The sequence below is a fragment of the Acidimicrobiia bacterium genome (assembly GCA_040878325.1).
Taxonomy (GTDB): domain Bacteria; phylum Actinomycetota; class Acidimicrobiia; order Spongiisociales; family UBA11373; genus JAUYIV01.
The window spans coordinates 43,582-59,171 of sequence record JBBDMM010000012.1; the positions used below are offsets into that span (position 1 = coordinate 43,582).

General features: G+C 67.6%; 16 protein-coding genes. 1 reads left to right on the forward strand and 15 read right to left on the reverse strand.

Annotated features, from left to right (window positions below):
• Positions 1-115: 115 nt before the first annotated feature.
• The gene (locus tag WD184_07010) at positions 116-1,642 is read right to left on the reverse strand and encodes an acyl-CoA carboxylase subunit beta (protein MEX0826478.1); all 1,527 of its coding nucleotides are present in this window, start codon (positions 1,640-1,642) and stop codon (positions 116-118) included.
• Positions 1,639-2,955, reverse strand: a complete 1,317-nt coding sequence (gene der, locus WD184_07015; GenBank protein MEX0826479.1) for a ribosome biogenesis GTPase Der — start codon at positions 2,953-2,955, stop codon at positions 1,639-1,641. The genes WD184_07010 and der overlap by 4 nt, the downstream gene beginning before the upstream one ends.
• A 173-nt stretch (positions 2,956-3,128) precedes the next feature.
• Between der and ispH the strand changes: the two genes are divergently transcribed.
• Positions 3,129-4,175: a 4-hydroxy-3-methylbut-2-enyl diphosphate reductase gene (gene ispH / locus WD184_07020; GenBank protein MEX0826480.1), complete on the forward strand. Its 1,047-nt coding sequence runs from the start codon at positions 3,129-3,131 to the stop codon at positions 4,173-4,175.
• A 6-nt stretch (positions 4,176-4,181) separates the two neighbouring features.
• Here the strand turns inward: ispH and cmk are convergent, their stop codons facing one another.
• The 13 genes from cmk to WD184_07085 form a co-directional block, all read right to left on the reverse strand.
• On the reverse strand, positions 4,182-4,826 hold the full coding sequence (gene cmk, locus WD184_07025) for a (d)CMP kinase (GenBank protein ID MEX0826481.1): 645 nt from the start codon (positions 4,824-4,826) through the stop codon (positions 4,182-4,184).
• Positions 4,811-6,067: a 3-phosphoshikimate 1-carboxyvinyltransferase gene (gene aroA, locus WD184_07030; GenBank protein ID MEX0826482.1), complete on the reverse strand. Its 1,257-nt coding sequence runs from the start codon at positions 6,065-6,067 to the stop codon at positions 4,811-4,813. Before aroA ends, cmk begins: the two co-directional genes overlap by 16 nt.
• Positions 6,064-6,783, reverse strand: a complete 720-nt coding sequence (locus WD184_07035) for a pseudouridine synthase (GenBank protein ID MEX0826483.1) — start codon at positions 6,781-6,783, stop codon at positions 6,064-6,066. The genes aroA and WD184_07035 overlap by 4 nt, the downstream gene beginning before the upstream one ends.
• Positions 6,762-7,367 carry an SMC-Scp complex subunit ScpB gene (gene scpB / locus WD184_07040; GenBank protein ID MEX0826484.1) on the reverse strand — a complete coding sequence of 202 codons (606 nt, stop codon included), beginning with the start codon at positions 7,365-7,367 and terminating at the stop codon, positions 6,762-6,764. The genes WD184_07035 and scpB overlap by 22 nt, the downstream gene beginning before the upstream one ends.
• Complete coding sequence (locus WD184_07045) at positions 7,340-8,116, reverse strand: ScpA family protein (protein ID MEX0826485.1); 777 nt, start codon at positions 8,114-8,116, stop codon at positions 7,340-7,342. The genes scpB and WD184_07045 overlap by 28 nt, the downstream gene beginning before the upstream one ends.
• Positions 8,117-8,186: 70 nt before the next feature.
• Positions 8,187-8,636, reverse strand: coding sequence for an HDIG domain-containing metalloprotein (locus WD184_07050; GenBank protein MEX0826486.1), 450 nt, complete (start codon positions 8,634-8,636; stop codon positions 8,187-8,189).
• Between the two features lie 23 nt (positions 8,637-8,659).
• Complete coding sequence (locus WD184_07055; protein MEX0826487.1) at positions 8,660-9,022, reverse strand: site-2 protease family protein; 363 nt, start codon at positions 9,020-9,022, stop codon at positions 8,660-8,662.
• Between the two features lie 382 nt (positions 9,023-9,404).
• Entirely contained in the window at positions 9,405-9,788 is a 384-nt protein-coding gene (locus WD184_07060; protein MEX0826488.1) for a TraR/DksA C4-type zinc finger protein, read from the reverse strand.
• The gene (locus WD184_07065; GenBank protein ID MEX0826489.1) at positions 9,763-10,653 is read right to left on the reverse strand and encodes a site-specific tyrosine recombinase; all 891 of its coding nucleotides are present in this window, start codon (positions 10,651-10,653) and stop codon (positions 9,763-9,765) included. Before WD184_07065 ends, WD184_07060 begins: the two co-directional genes overlap by 26 nt.
• Positions 10,653-12,305, reverse strand: coding sequence for a CTP synthase (locus WD184_07070; GenBank protein MEX0826490.1), 1,653 nt, complete (start codon positions 12,303-12,305; stop codon positions 10,653-10,655). Before WD184_07070 ends, WD184_07065 begins: the two co-directional genes overlap by 1 nt.
• Before the next feature lie 99 nt (positions 12,306-12,404).
• Positions 12,405-14,015: an AAA family ATPase gene (locus WD184_07075; protein ID MEX0826491.1), complete on the reverse strand. Its 1,611-nt coding sequence runs from the start codon at positions 14,013-14,015 to the stop codon at positions 12,405-12,407.
• Entirely contained in the window at positions 14,008-14,841 is an 834-nt protein-coding gene (locus WD184_07080; GenBank protein MEX0826492.1) for an NAD(+)/NADH kinase, read from the reverse strand. The genes WD184_07075 and WD184_07080 overlap by 8 nt, the downstream gene beginning before the upstream one ends.
• Positions 14,838-15,587: a TlyA family RNA methyltransferase gene (locus WD184_07085; protein ID MEX0826493.1), complete on the reverse strand. Its 750-nt coding sequence runs from the start codon at positions 15,585-15,587 to the stop codon at positions 14,838-14,840. The genes WD184_07080 and WD184_07085 overlap by 4 nt, the downstream gene beginning before the upstream one ends.
• Positions 15,588-15,590 lie beyond the last annotated feature (3 nt).

Here is a 15,590-nt window from a genome sequence, read left to right on the forward strand (position 1 = left end):
CAGAGTGCCCGGTCGATGACCCAGGCGGCGATCTGGACTAGGCGCACCACCAGGTAGAGGGCGGCGGCGCCGACCAGGATCTTGAATCCCAGCGGAGTCCGTTCGGTCCCCGTCGTCATACCGGCGGCACCCCATGGCGCCGCTCCGAGAAGGAACGATCCTTGTTCGAGGCGTAGGCAAGCCGGGTGATCAACTCGTTGCGAAGATCCTGCGGTTCGACGATCGCATCCAGGACGAGATCGGACGCCAGGCGGAGCAAGTCGACGTCCGCCTCGTACTCTGCCCGCTTCTCGGCCACGAAGAGCTCGCGCTCCGCAGGATCGGCGATCGCCTGGATGGCGTTGTAGTAGACCGCGTTGATCGCCGCCTCAGGGCCCATCACCGCGATCTCGGCACCAGGCAGGGCGATGGTGGCATCCGGGTGAAAGCCCGGCCCGGCGAAGGCGTAGAGGCCGGCCCCGTAGGCCTTGCGTACCACCACGGAGATCTTCGGCACGGTTGCCTCGGCGATCGCGGTCAGCATCTTGGCGCCGGCGCGAATGATCCCCTGCCGCTCCACTTCTGTGCCGATCATGAAACCCGGAACGTCGGCGAGGAACACCAGCGGGATGTTGAACGCGTCGCACAGCCAAATGAACCGGGCTGCCTTGTCGGCGGAGTCGACGAAGAGCACTCCTCCCAGGTGGTTCGGTTGAGAGGCCACCACCCCGACCGGGCGGCCTCCCAGCCGGGCGAGCACGGTGATGACCTCAGGGGCGAACAGCTCCTTCACCTCGAGCAGGCTGTCGTCGTCGAAGATGCCGGCGAGAAGCCGCTTCATGTCGTATCCCTGGCGGGAGTCCTCTGGAAGCACCGATGCCGGGTCGACATCCCCGGGTTCATCGAAGTCGTAGAGCGGTGGGTCGGCCTTGAAGTCTGCCGGGAAGTACGAGAAGTAGGTACGGGCCCAAGAAATCGCCTCCTCGTCGCTGGACACGAGGGCGTCGCCACAACCGCTGACGGTGCAATGCATGCGGGCACCGCCGAGTGCCTCGAGGTCGGTGATCTCGCCGATCACCATCTCCGCCATTCGGGGCGAGCCGAGGTACATCGACGCGCGCCCTTCGACCATGATCACGACGTCGCAGAAGGAGGGGATATACGCCCCGCCGGCGGCCGACGGGCCGAACAGGCAGCAGATTTGGGGCACCCGTCCGCTGAGCCGCACCTGATTCCAGAAGATCTTGCCGGCGCCGCGCCGACCGGGGAACAGGTCGACCTGGTCGGTGATCCTCGCCCCGGCCGAATCGACCAGATAGAACACCGGGAGCCGCTCGTCATAGGCGGACTCGAGCGCTCGAATCATCTTCTCGACCGTCCTCGCCCCCCAGGAGCCGGCCTTGACGGTGGGGTCGTTGGCGATGACCATCACGGGCCGCCCGTCCACGGTTCCCCGTCCGGTGACCACCGCATCGGCGGCTAGATCGTCGGCCAACGCGTTGGCGAGCAGGCCGTCTTCGACGAATGAGTCGGGGTCGCACAGCAGCGACACCCGATCTCGTACGAACAGCTTGCCCTGCTCGGCAATCTTCTCGTGGTACTTCTCGGGGCCCCCGCCCAGAGCCTGCTCTGCGGCCTTCTGGAGCCGTTCCTTCTCGGTCATGCGGGGTCTCTCCGGGCTCGCCTACGAGGTATCAAGCGTATCGGCGTACCCAGAAAGTCGTAGGTGTCTCGCAGCCGACCCTCGATGAAGCGCAGGTAGTCGGGCCCGATCTCTCCGCCGCGGACAAACAGCACGATCGTGGGAGGTTCGGTGCCGGCCTGGACCGCATACATGATCCTGGCGCGTCTCCCCTTCCTGGTGGGCGGCGGGTGCGCCTCCTGCCATTCGAGGAGGAGCCGGTTGAGGTCGGGGGTCGGAATCCTCTGCGCCCTCGCCTCGAGTACTGCGGCGACGGCTTCGCCGAGGCGGTGGAGTCGGGCGCCGGTCAGGGCCGACAGTCGCAGGACCGGTGCCCAGGAAATGAACGCAAGGCGGTCGCCCACCCCGTCCTCGGTGATGGCCTTCTGCTCGGTGTCGGTGACGTCCCATTTGTTGAGGATCACCACGATGCCGGCGCCACTGGCTTCGATCTCCTCGGCGAGGCGCTGCTCCTGATGGGTCACTCCGGCCGTCCCGTCGATCACCAGGAGAGCCACGTCAGCCTGTGCCAGGGCCTCCTTGGCCCGGATCACCGAATAGAACTCGACCGACTCATCGACCCGTGCCTGACGGCGAATCCCCGCGGTGTCGACGATCTTGTAGCGGGTGCCGTCGATTTCGGTGACCGCATCGATCGGATCGCGGGTCGTGCCGGGAACTGCACTGACCACCACCCGTTGCTCTCCCAGCAACCTGTTGAGGAGCGTGGACTTGCCGACGTTGGGACGACCGAGGATCGCAATCGTCGGCATCCGTTCGGCCGCCGGTACTTCGACCTCCGGGAGGCGTTCGACCACCGCATCGAGCAGGTCACCGAAGTTTCTGCCATGCAGCGCACTCACCGGGTGCGGGTCGCCCAGGCCGAGGGCCCACAGGTGGTCAAGGTCGAGCTCGCCCTTCGGGCCGTCCACTTTGTTCGCGACGAGAAGCACGGGAGTAGCCGACTTCTGCACCACCCGGGCAATTGCCAGGTCGTCATCGCCGAGGGGATTGGTGGCGTCGGCGACGAAGAGCACCAGGTCGGCGCTGCCAACCGCCGCCTCCGCCTGGGCGCGAATGTCCGCGGTCAGTTCGCCCGTGCCGGTCTCCCACCCTCCGGTGTCGATGACCAGGAACGGCACGCCATTCCAGTCGGCGGTGAATTCCCGGCGATCACGAGTCACCCCGGGAAGTTCTTGGACGACGGCGGCCCGACGGTTGAGGACGCGGTTCACCAAGGTCGACTTCCCCACATTGGGACGACCAACCACGGCGACCACAGGCAGACGGGACATGGGAGCAGGATAAGGGGCCTCGCTTCGTTCGGCCCGCAATGCTCAATGCGCAATGCGCGACGGTACGGCGTGGAGGAGGTCCCTAGCCATTCTTCTCTTGCGGGAGGCGGATGGCGGATGGCCCCCCCGGCGACTGGAGACTGGTGACTCCGGAGGCGCCTTACCATCCGCCTGTGGTCGAAACAGTTCTTCTTGCCGAGCCACGCGGATTCTGCGCCGGGGTGGAGATGGCCATCAAGGCCCTCACCTGGATGGTGCGCGTGTTCGATCCCCCGGTGTACTGCTATCACGAGATCGTCCACAACGCCTCGGTTGTCGAGATGTTCACCGCCGCCGGGGTGAGGTTCGTCGACTCGATCGACGAGGTCCCGTTGGGCGCTCCGATCATGCTGTCTGCCCACGGTTCGTCCCCCGAAGTCGTGGCTGCGGCAACCGGCCGCAGTGCGGTCATGGTCGATGCGGTATGCCCGCTGGTGACCAAGGTCCACCACGAGATTCGAACCAGGGCAGAGGCCGGATACGACATCATCTATGTCGGTCACGCCGGGCACGATGAGGCGACCGGGGCGGTCGCCGAGGCCCCCCATGCTGCCACCCTCGTCGACCCCGAACAGGGCCTCGGCTCATTCGAGCCGTCCGATCCGACCAGGGTCGCCCTGGTCGCGCAGACGACCTTGGGGCTCTTCGAATGGGAGTCGGTGCTCGACGATGCCTCGGCGCGGTTCCCCGACCTGTGGACCGCCCGGCGCAGCGACCTCTGTTACGCCACTACCAACCGACAGGCCGCCGTCAAGGAGCTGGCCCGACGCTGCGATGTCGTGCTCGTGGTCGGATCCGACAACTCTTCGAACACCCGTGCTCTGGTGAGGGTGGCTCGCTCCGAAGGGGCCTCCGCCCACCGGGTGGATGGTCCCGAATCGGTCGACCCGAGCTGGCTCGAGGGGGCGTCTGTGGTCGGAGTCACGGCCGGGGCGTCGGCGCCGGACAAGAGCGTTCGAGACGTGATCGCGGTGATCGCGCCCTCAAAGGGTGTCCAGACGCTTCGGGTCACCGAAGAGGGCGAGTACTTCCCTCCGCCTCCCCAGCTGCGGGCGTTCCTCAAAGGGCTGCAGGGTGCGGTCGAGGCCGGCGTGACCGCCCGCTTCCCGGGGCTTCCCGGGCCGTTGGACGACGACCGGTCATGGGGCGCCACTGAGGCGTTGGAGATGCTCCGGGCCTGAATCGCGTCAGACCCGACCGACCAGATCGAGCACTTGTCCCACCACCTGGGCGATGGTGAGGTAGGTCGTGTCGATCGTCACCGCATCATCGGCGGGCTTGAGCGGTGAAGTCACCCGGGAAGAGTCGGCTTCGTCGCGTCGCTCGATCTGTTCGAGGATCCCTTCGAAGGTGTGGCCTGCCGCCTCCGGATCGGCGGCACGCCGCCGTGCCCGGATCCCGGGATCGGCCGTCAGGAACACCTTCACCGGGGCGTCGGGAAAGACCACGGTGCCGATGTCCCGACCCTCCACCACGGCATCTCCACCGTGGCGGGCCACCCAGGCGCGCTGAAGGTCGACCACCGCCACCCTGATCGCCGGATGTGCCGCGACCACGCTGACGACGGCGGTGATCTCGGCGCCCCGCAGGTCGGCCGACACATCGTGCCCGTCGAGAAGGAGGCGGCCGTCGGCGAAGTCGACCTCTACCGCTCGCAGCGACTCGAGGACCGCGTCGGGATCGGCGGGGTCCTTACCCGAGCGCAGCGTGACCAGCGTTGCCATCCGGTAGTAGGCGCCGGTATCGAGGTATGGAACGCCGAGGGCGGCTGCCACCGCCCGGGACACCGTGCTCTTGCCGACGCCGCTCGGCCCATCTATCGCGACGACCACATGGCCTCCAGCGCGTGTTCGACTCCCGGCCACGATACGCCCGCAACTCCGAATCCATCGACCTCGACCTCGACGCCGCTGCCCGCGGCAACCGCCGCCGCCATCGCGATCCGGTGATCTCCCCGCGAATCGACGGTCCCACCGGTGAGGGGGACCGGCTCTATCTCGAAACCGTCCGAGGTGACCCGGGCGCGACCGCCGAGTCCGCGGATCATGGCCACGATGGCAGCGATCCGATCGGTCTCCTTTGCCCGGAGCTCGGCGGCATCGGCAACCACCGTGGGCCCAGCTGCGTAGGCGGCGGCCACTGCGAGTGCCGGAAGCTCGTCGATCGCCTGAACCGTCTCGACACCTCGCACCTCGACCCCGGCCAACCCCGATCCGGTCACCTCGACGTCACCGACCGGGTCGCCCAGAACCCGTTCGGTCTCGAAGGCCGTCACCTCCGCCCCCATCCGCTTCAGGATCGCGAGGAGGCCGATCCGGCCGGGGTTCAAAGTCACTCTCTCCGTCAGCACGGTGGATCCCCGGTTGACCGCGGCCGACACCCACAGGAATGCTGCCGACGATGAATCGCCGGGCAGATCGATCTCGAGCGGGGGCACCGCTCCGGGGTTGACGACGAAGGGAGCGTCACCGGAACCGAGGCCGAGCGCCGCCAGCCACCGTTCGGTGTGATCGCGGTATCCGGGCGGCGATGAGATCGAGGTGGCTCCCGAGGCCTGCAGCGCCGCAAGCGCCGCCGCGGTTCGCAGCTGGGCGCTTGGAATGGCGATTTCTACGTGGGCCCCGTGGAGCATCGCTCCAATGACCGTGACCGGCGGCCGGCCATCGGCGCCCACCGATACCCCGGCGCCGAGCGAGCGCAGCGCGGTGGCCAACCGCTCCATCGGCCGACTCATGAGCGACCGATCGCCCTCAAAGGTGGTGGCGAACGGTCGACCGGCGACGGCGCCGGCGAGCAGCCTCATCGTGGTGCCCGAGTTCCCGGCGTCGACAGCCCCAGCGGGCTGAGTCCAGCCATCGATACCAGAGGATGCCACCTCATCCGGTCCTACGGTCACCCCGAAGAGCCGCAATGCGGCTCGGGTGGATTCCACATCCGCTCCCCCTCCCAGGTGGAGGATCCGTGATTTGCCCCTGGCCATCGCCGCCAGGATGAGCGACCGATGAGACATCGACTTGTCGCCCGGCACCATCACCGTGGCGTGAAACGGCGCGGAGGGGCCCGAGAACCTCACGGCTCTCTCTCGGCCGTTCGGTAGAGGGATCGCACTTCTTCGATGGAGAGCACTCGCCACTTCCCCGGGGGCAGCACGGGGTCGCGGATGGGTCCGATGGCGATGCGGACGAGCCCGATGACCTGATGGCCGACCGCATCCAGCATCCGCCTGATCTCGCGCTTACGGCCCTCACCCATCACCATCTCGATGAGGGTCTCGCCCCCGTGACGATCGATGACGCGGGCCTCGATCGCGGCGGCAGGACCGTCGTCGAGCTCCACTCCCTCGGTGAGAGCCCGCGCCGCGCTCTTCGCCAGGTCGCCGGCGACGCGCACCAGATAGGTCTTGGTGACGCCGTTACGTGGATGGGTGACGGCGTCGGTGAGGTCGCCGTCATTGGTGACGATGATGAGTCCCTCACTGTCGGAATCGAGCCTTCCCACCGGATAGACCCTGGTTGCGTCAGGAACCAGATCCACGACGGTCGGTCGTCCCTGAGGGTCGGTGGTGGTGCTCACCACCCCGGTTGGCTTGTACACCAGGTAGTGGACCAAGCCCGGGCGAATCGGCAGGGGAACGCCATCGACCAGGACCCGAGCCGAGTCGGGATCGACCTTCTGGCCGAGGTGGGCAGGTTCACCATCGACCATGACCCTGCCTTGGCGGACCAGGTCCTCAGCCGCGCGGCGGGACGCGATCCCCGAGTGGGCGATCAGCTTCTGGAGTCGCTCGATGGATCCTCCGGTCGGAAGGGCCGTTCCAACGCCTCGACCACCTCGGCTGGGGGTACGTGGTCGGCGAGGGGCGGGAGGTCGGAGACCGAGTTGAGTCCCAACTTCTCGAGAAAGAGGTCGGTGGTCGCGTAGAGAAAGGCTTGCCCTGAGCCGGGGGCGGTGCCGACGATCTCGACCAATCCGCGTTGCTCCAGGGTGCGGAGCGCCTGTTCGGAGTCGACGCCTCTGATCTCGCCGACCTGTCCTCGTGACACCGGCTGGCGATACGCGACGACCGCCAGAGACTCGAGTGCTGCACGCGAGATACGGGTGGCGGTGGGTGACGCCGCAAAGCGTTCCAGGTACGGACGCAGGTCCGGTCGGGTGTAGAGGCGCCACCCACCGGCCGCCTCCTTGAGCACCAGTCCGCTGCCGGATGCCGACAGTCGATCGCCAAGAGCCTTGAGGGCCTCCCGGACATCGGCTGGAGGCAGTTCGAGCACTTCGGAGAGCTCAGGCTCCGGAATCGGACTCTCCGCCACGAACAGAATCGACTCCAGGGCGGCCACCGCATCCATCACGGCGCCTCCATCGGTCGATCCCATTCCGACACAAGATCCCCGTGGCCCGACTGCGTGCGGCGAAGGGTGATCGGAGCGGATAGGTCAGACTGCCTGGCTTCGACCAGTCCCCACCGGGCGAGTTCGAGGACCGCCAGAAAGTACGCAACGACCTCGACCGCCCGGTGAAGGTGGCTGGTGACCCTTTCGAAGTCGGTCTCCAGTTCCGCGTCGAGCCGCCGGCGGAGGTCGGCCATCGCCTCGGTGACCGAGGGCAGGTCCAGGTCGAGGTGATCCAGATCTGGCTGGGCATGAGGGCGGGCGAGGACGCGCTCGGCGAGATCGGCAAAATCCCGCGGGCTGAGCCCGATCCGCACCTGCGCCGGCGGAGGCGTGATCGCCTCGTCGAGGCCGGCGATCCGGGGAACCAGAAGCTCGGTTGCCTCGAAGCGATGAGCGAGCACCGCCGCCACGTCCTTGAAGGTGAGGTTGGCCAGGAGTCGGGACAGCAGGCGGTCGCGCTCCTCGGCCAGGAGCAGTTCCTCGTCGAGATCCACCTCGAGATCGCCGGGGAGAAGGCTGCGGGCCTTCAACTGCACCAGCGTCGCGGCAATCACCAGGAACTCGGAGGTGACTTCGAGGTCGAAAGTGCGCATCAGGTCGATGTACGCGAGGTAGTCGGCGACCAGGTCGCGGAGGCTCAAGTCGGTTACTTCCAGCCGATGGGAAGTGATCAGCTGGAGAAGGAGGTCGAGGGGCCCCTCGTAGATCGGCGTCCGCACTTCGAAGCTCATGGGGATGGCATGGTATTCGGGGTCAGCGATCGATTCGCTGACCTCCTTAGCCCGCGCTTCGACAGCCGCGTCATTCGTTGTCCGCTGCCACCAGCAGCTCCCAGTCGGTGGCACCGAGGCCCGGCGGCCGGTCTCCGTGATGGCTGCGGGCGAACTCGACGACATGGGGAGCGCTGCCTGCTCGGGAGAGGTCGCGCGCGCCGGCCTCGGCGTGGTCGAGATACCGCGCATATCGGCCGCGCACCGGGAGCCTCATGAGAGACAACGCCGAGGCGATCGAACGGCCCGCCACGCCCAGCGAAGCATGCCGTTTGCCCACATCGTGCAGGAGGGCGGCCGCCGCCAGGTCGGGTCGTCCGTGGTCGAGTACGACCCGTGCCGTGTCCAGCGCATGAGCCTGATCGATGACCGGCTGAGCCCAGAACAGCCGGGCTTCGCCATTCCCCAGGATCCCGGCGATCAGTGCCTGGTCTTCAGGGGACGGACGGCGTGCGCCGAGGCTGCTGATGAATCGCTTCACCAGGTGCAGGGGGTGGCCCGGCCTCATATGACCAGCCGGATGATCCACTGAATGGCGGAGCCCACGAACGACAGGGAGTCCTCGAACACGAAGAGCAGCAAGATGAGGACGAGAAACCCGTATTGCGAGACCCGGTTGTACACCTCCCGGCCTCTGTGTCCGAGCACCAGGGGGAGCAGCCGGCTGCCGTCGAGAGGCGGGATCGGGAGCATGTTGAAGACGGCCAGGGCGGCGTTCACGACCAGCACGCCGATGAGAACGTCTGTCATCAATCCCTCGGTGGTGCGGAACACCCGGCCGTCGACTTCGATGAACGGCCCGAGCCGCCCGACGGCGAAGGCGATGAGCAGGTTGGTCGCCGGGCCCGCCAGCGCAGTGATCGCCATCCCCCCCCACCGGGTGCTGGAAGCGACCCGGGTTGACGGGCACTGGCTTCGCCCAGCCAAAGACGTTCTGGCGGGCGAAGGCGAGGAGGGCGGGCAGCAGGAGCGACCCGAACGGGTCGATGTGCTTCACCGGGTTGAGGGTCAGGCGTCCGGCATCCCGAGCGGTGGGGTCGCCGAGCCGATACGCCACAAAGCCATGGGCGACCTCGTGAAGGATCACCGACGGGATGAGGATCGCGATGAAGAGCGCCGCATCGAGAAAGGCGTTCTCGTGGATCATCGGCGTCCCCGGGGCGTTTCGGCGTCGTCACCGCTGACTGCGACGACCGCCCGGGTCCTACCGCTCCCCGCGCCGGGCGGGCCAACGGCGAGCACCAGTTGTTCAGACCGCCTTGAGGGCGGCACAGTCGACGCAGTAGATCGATGAGGGCCTGAAGTCGAGGCGGGCGGCCCCGATCTCCTTGCCGCAGTTGGCACAGGTGCCATACGTACCCTCGGCAAGGCTGGCGAGAGCCTGGTCGATCTCGTCGACTGACCGCTTGAGGCTCTCGACCAGGCCGAGGACCTCGGTGCGCTCTGCGGTGGCGGCTCCGGCGTCGGCGAAACCTTCGCCGAAGTCCATGTCGCGGCTGAGGTCGCCGGACTCGGACGCACCGAGTTCCGAGAGCTGATGCACGATCTGCTCTCGTTCGGCTCGTAGCCGAGCCTCGATTTCGTCGTTGGAGCCCATTGCCGCCCTCTCAGCCGCGTGGATGGGTCGTCGCATAAACCTCCAGGAGGTGGCGCGGCGACACCCGTGTGTAGATCTGAGTTGTCGAAATGCTAGCGTGCCCCAGGATCTCCTGGACGGTGCGCAGATCCGCCCCTCCCTCCACCATGTGCGTCGCCGCGCTGTGGCGCAGCACGTGGGGCGAGACGGATTCGGGCCGTAATCCGGCCCGAATCGCGTGGGTTCTGACGACATTCCACACCGCCTGCCTGCTGAGGCGATGTCCTCGCAGGCTCAGGAAGACCGCACTTCCTGCAGGCCCGGGGCGGCGCAGCCGGGCCCGATCCGGCAGCCACTCCCGGATCGCTCGCCGGGCGGCGGTGCCAACGGGCACCATCCGTTGCTTCGAGCCCTTGCCGGTGACAACGGCCGTCCCCTCCTCCAGGTCGAGGTCGAGCTCATCGATGGCGACCGCTTCGGCGACCCGGGCTCCGGTGGCGTAGAGGAACTCGAGGAGGGCTCTGTCGCGCCTTCCCGCGGGGGTCGACTCGTCCGGGGACGTGAGCAGCCGTTCCACCTCATCGACCGTCAACGCCTTGGGCAGTGATCGCGGCCGTCGGGGAGACTCCACCAAGACCGTCGGATCCGTGTCGGCCGCCCCTTCCGCCACCAGAAACCGATGGAGTCCCCTCATGGCGGCGATTCGCCGGGCGATGGTGGTGGGCGCCAGGCCGGCTTCAGTGAGATGCTGCACGAATCCCGCGGCCAGCTCTGGGCTGGGGTCACGCCCCTTCAGAAACGCCGAGTAACGGTCGAGGTCGCGTCGATATGCGGTGATAGTTGCCGAAGCCAGCCCCCGGTCGGAGGTGAGCGACGCCAGAAAGTCTTCGATGTCGCTGGCGAGTGCCCTGTCGGGCGGCATCAGCCAGTCTCCGCGACCGACTCCTTGCGCGCCGCCGCAGCTGCCGACAGCTCCCGATGCCGCGACGCCGCCGCCTCCATGAGACCCGCAAAGAGTGGATGGGGGTCGTCGGGGCGGGACTTGAACTCGGGATGGAACTGGGATGCGATGAAGTACGGATGGTCCGGGAGCTCGATGATCTCGACCAGTTGATCGTCGGGAGACACGCCGGAGAGGGTCAGGCCGGCATCCTCGAGGTCCTGCCGGTAGCGATTGTTGACCTCGTAGCGGTGGCGGTGTCGTTCGTAGATCAACTCCTCGCCGTACACCCGTCGTGCGGTCGAGCCCTCGGCCAAGCGAGCCGCGTAGAGGCCGAGCCGCATCGTTCCGCCGAACTCCTCTACTTCCGCCTGGCTCTCGAGGAGGGCAATGACTGGGTGGGGAGTCAGCGGATCGAACTCGGTCGAGTTCGCCCCTGCCAGCCCCAAGCGGTTGCGGGAGAACTCGATGACCGCGCATTGGAGGCCGAGGCACAGTCCGAGGAACGGAACCCGGTTCTCGCGGGCATAGCGAACCGCCTCGATCTTTCCTTCGATTCCGCGGACCCCGAAGCCGCCGGGCACGACGATCGCATCGACCCCCTGGAGGTGGGTCTCGGCGAGCAGACCTTCCATGTCGTCGCTGGCGATCCAGCGAAGATCGAGGGCGACACCGGCCGCCAGGGCGCCGTGGCGCAGGGCTTCGACCACCGACAGGTACGCGTCGGGCAGGTCGACATATTTTCCGACGAGTGCCACCCGAACCGGCTCGGCGGGGCGGTTCATCCGGTCGACGATCTCGCGCCACTCGGTCAGGTCGGGCGCCGGGGCGTCGACTGAGAGCTTCTTGCACACGACCTCGTCTAGTCCCCCATCGTGCAACACCAGCGGCACCTCGTAGATGTTCGAGGCATCCGGGGCGTTGATCACGGCGTGGGCAGGGACGTCGCAGAACAGGCTGATCTTGCGGAGTTCTGCTTCCGCCACCGGCCGATCGGATCTCACCACGATCGCATCGGGGTGGATGCCGCGGCTGCGGAGCTCGGCAACGCTGTGCTGGGTGGGCTTGGTCTTCATCTCCTCGGATGGAGAGAGGTACGGCGCCAAAGTCACATGAACGAACACTGCGTTCTCGGTGCCGACTTCGTTCCTGAGCTGGCGGACCGCCTCGAGGAACGGGAGGATCTCGATGTCGCCAACCGTCCCGCCGATCTCCGTGATCACGACGTCGACCTCGGTGCGTTCGCCGATCCGGCGGATGCGGCTCTTGATTTCGTTGGTGATGTGCGGAATCACCTGCACGGTGTCGCCCAGGTAGTCGCCGCGGCGTTCCTTCTGGATCACCGCGAGATAGACCGCCCCGGTGGTGACGTTGGAATCGCGGAGGAGGTTGCGTCCCGTGAAGCGCTCGTAATGCCCGAGGTCGAGGTCGGTCTCCCCTCCGTCATCGGTGACGAACACTTCGCCGTGCTGGAAGGGGTTCATCGTTCCAGGGTCGACGTTGATGTACGGGTCGAGCTTCTGGTTGACGACGCGGAGGCCCCGACAGCGCAACAGCCGCCCGAGAGAGGCGGCTGTGATGCCCTTCCCGAGGCTGCTGACGACCCCACCAGTGACGAAGACGTACTTGGTCATGTCCCTCGGGAATTTGACAGTAGCACGGTGTCACCCTTTGGTTCGGGATGCTCGAGACCTATCCAATCACCTTAGGTGGTGAGCGACCGAACGACGACCTCACCCGGGCTTGCGGGTGCCGGCCAATGCGAGCAACTCCTCTGCGTGGCCCTGGCCGCGCTCGCTGTCTTCGATGCCGCTGAGCATCCGCGCCAGCTCGGTGAGCCGCTCGGACCCTTCGACCCTACGTACCACCGCACTGACGCCTTCCCGGTCGACGACGAAGTGGGAGTCGGCGAAGGCTGCGATCTGGGGAAGGTGGGTGACGACGAAGACCTGGCGCCCCTGGGCGAGGTGGGCCAGCAACTCCCCCAGCGCCAGGGCGGTCGCCCCGCCCACGCCGGCGTCGATCTCGTCGAATGCCACGACATCGGCGTCCGCCACCCCTGCGGCGACCCGCACCGAGAGCACCAGTCTGCTCAGCTCTCCCCCCGACGCGACCTTGGACACCGGTCCCGGGGTGAGCCCGGAGTCGGAGGCAAACGACAAGCCGAGCCGATCGGCTCCGTTGGGGCCGGGAGCGGCAGGCTCGACGTCGATGGTGAGGACCGGGTCACGGAAGCCGAGGCGCTTCAGCAGCTCGAGTGCCCGACCCGACAGCACCCCGGCGGCACGGTTGCGGGCGGCCGCGAGCTCCTGCCCCGATTCGATCGCCGCATCGGTAGCCGCGGCGATCTCGTCGTCGATGGTCTCGGCTCGCTCAGCGAGGGCCGCGAGGCGGGTGGCGCGATCGCGCCCGCTCGAGCCGTACGCGATCACATGCTCGACCGACGGCCCGTACTTTCGTTTCAGGTCGGACACCACCGCCGCCCGGTCCTCCATCTGCCGCAGCGCCGCCGGATCGTGCTCCACTGCCTCACCCGCCGAACGCAGTTCGAGCCCCACATCCTCGACCTCGACGATGGCGGACTCGATCCGGCGTACTAGAGCCTCCAGCCCGGGGTCGAGCTGGCTGGCAGCGCGCATTCGCTCCAAAGCCGATCGGAGCAGATCGGCGGCCTTTCCCTCGTCATCGAGCAGGTCGGATGCCTCGCCCAGCGCCTGGGTGATCTCGCCGGCATGCCGCACCCTCGAAAGGGTCGATCTGAGCTGTTCGTCCTCCCCCGGCTGGAGCCGGGCGGTCTCGATCTCGGTGGCTTCGTGCTCGGCTACCTCGCGATCGCGCACCAGGGCGCGGACGTCGCCACCCAACGCCTCCCGATCAGAACGGAGGCTCTTGAGCCGGGCCCACGCGGCGCCGTAACGGCCGGCGGCGTCCTTGGCGGCCTGGTCGAACGAGCCATCCACCAGGCGGCGCAGCGAGGCATCGCGGCCGAGCGAAAGATGCTCGTGTTGCGCAACGATTTCGACCAGGGAATCGAGCCGCTCTCCGAGCACCTTGGCGGGCACCATCGAACCGTCGAGGTATGCCCGGGAGGTCCCGGCGGCGACCCTGCGGGCAACGACCGTCTCGTCGCCTCCCATCGTGAATCGGCCCTCCACCCTCGTTTCGTCGCCGTGGGGGCCGATCCGGTCGCTGCTGGCCGAGTCGCCGCGCAACAGCCGCAGTGCTCCCAGCAGGAGAGTCTTCCCCGCGCCGGTCTCGCCGGTGATGGCCACCAGCCCCCCACCGGGTTCTATCCGCGAGGACGCGATGATCCCGAGGTTTTCGACAAAGAGTTCGTCAAGCATCGTGGAGGTGGAACTTCTCTTTGACGGTCCTGGCGAAGTTGTTCGAGCTCAGACGCACCAGGCGCACCGGATTGGGGCCGCGCGAGACGCGAACGACCTCTCCAGGAGCCAGCTCGGTCTGTACCCTGCCGTCCACGTTCACCCGGGCGGGCCGGTCCGAGGAAACCCGCAGATCGAGGGTGGTGTCGGCCCCGAACACGATCGCGCGGCCGAAGAGGTTGTGGGGGGCAACCGCGGTCAGGACGAGCGAATCCAGTTCCGGATCTACCAGCGGCCCGCCCGCCGAGAACGTGTAGGCCGTGGACCCGGTGGGCGTGGCCACGATGATCGCGTCGGCTCGATACTCGGCCAGGTGCTGGGGACCCACCGATACCGCGATGCCTACGACGTTCTGTGACAACACCTTCTCGACCACGACATCGTTGAGCGCGTCCACCGCATCCCCACCGGGGAGTTCGGCACGCAGGGTCATCCGGGGCGAGATGCGGTACTCCCCCGCCAGGAGGGCATCGAGGGCGGCCCCCACCCGGGTCGGGTCGACCTCGGCCAGAAAGCCCACGTTGCCGGCGTTCACCCCGAGAATCGGGAGCCCGGCATCCCGGGCGATCCGCGCCGCCTGGAGCACCGTTCCGTCACCGCCGATCGCCACGACAAAGTCGGCCGACAAGGCTTCCTTCGCGCCCCGCGGAGTGGCCACGGGGACGCGATCGGCGTCGATCTCCGAGACGGCCACCTCGATGCCGCGGTCTCTCGCGGCAGCGGCCACCCCGGCGGCGATCTCCGAGGAGGTGTCCCGCGTCGGGTGGAGGACGAGGGCGAGCTTCATGCGAGTGCCGCCGCCACCAGGTTGTCTTCATCCTCGACCTGACCGCCGATTGATGCGGCGACGAGGAATTCGCGGTTCCCCTTAGCGCCGAAGACCGGCGAAGGCATCGCCGCACGGGGGGCGATGCCGGCGGCGGCGAGCGCCTGAACGACCGAACGGACGGCGGCGGAGTGTGACTCGGGGTCACGAACGATCCCCCCGCGGCCCACCAGGTCTCGCCCCACCTCGAACTGCGGCTTCACGAGGACAACGTAGTCGGTGCCGGTCGCGCCGGAGGCTCGTAGCTGGGGGGCGAGGGAGGCCGCCGAGATGAATGAGACGTCCATGGTGACGAGATCGAACGGCGCCCCCAGATCGGCCGGGTCGACGGAGCGAAAGTGCGTCCGGTCGGCCACCCGGACCCGCGAGTCGGTGGCCAGGCGGGATAGCAACTGCCCGTAGCCGACGTCGAGTGCCACCACGGATGCCGCGCCCCGCTGCAGGAGGACATCGGTGAATCCTCCAGTCGAGGCGCCGACATCGAGCGCGTGCCGCCCGGCCACCTCGATACCGAAGCCTTCGAGTGCCGCGTCCAGCTTGGCGCCGGCGCGGCTCGCCCACCGATCGCCGGGCTCGATGATGATCGGCTCGTCCTCGGCGACCATCGTCGAGGGCTTGGCCGAGGGACGACCGCCGACCACGACCGACCCGACCTCGATCAAGCGCTGCGCCTCGGTGCGCGAGCCAGCGAACCCGCGACGGACCAACTC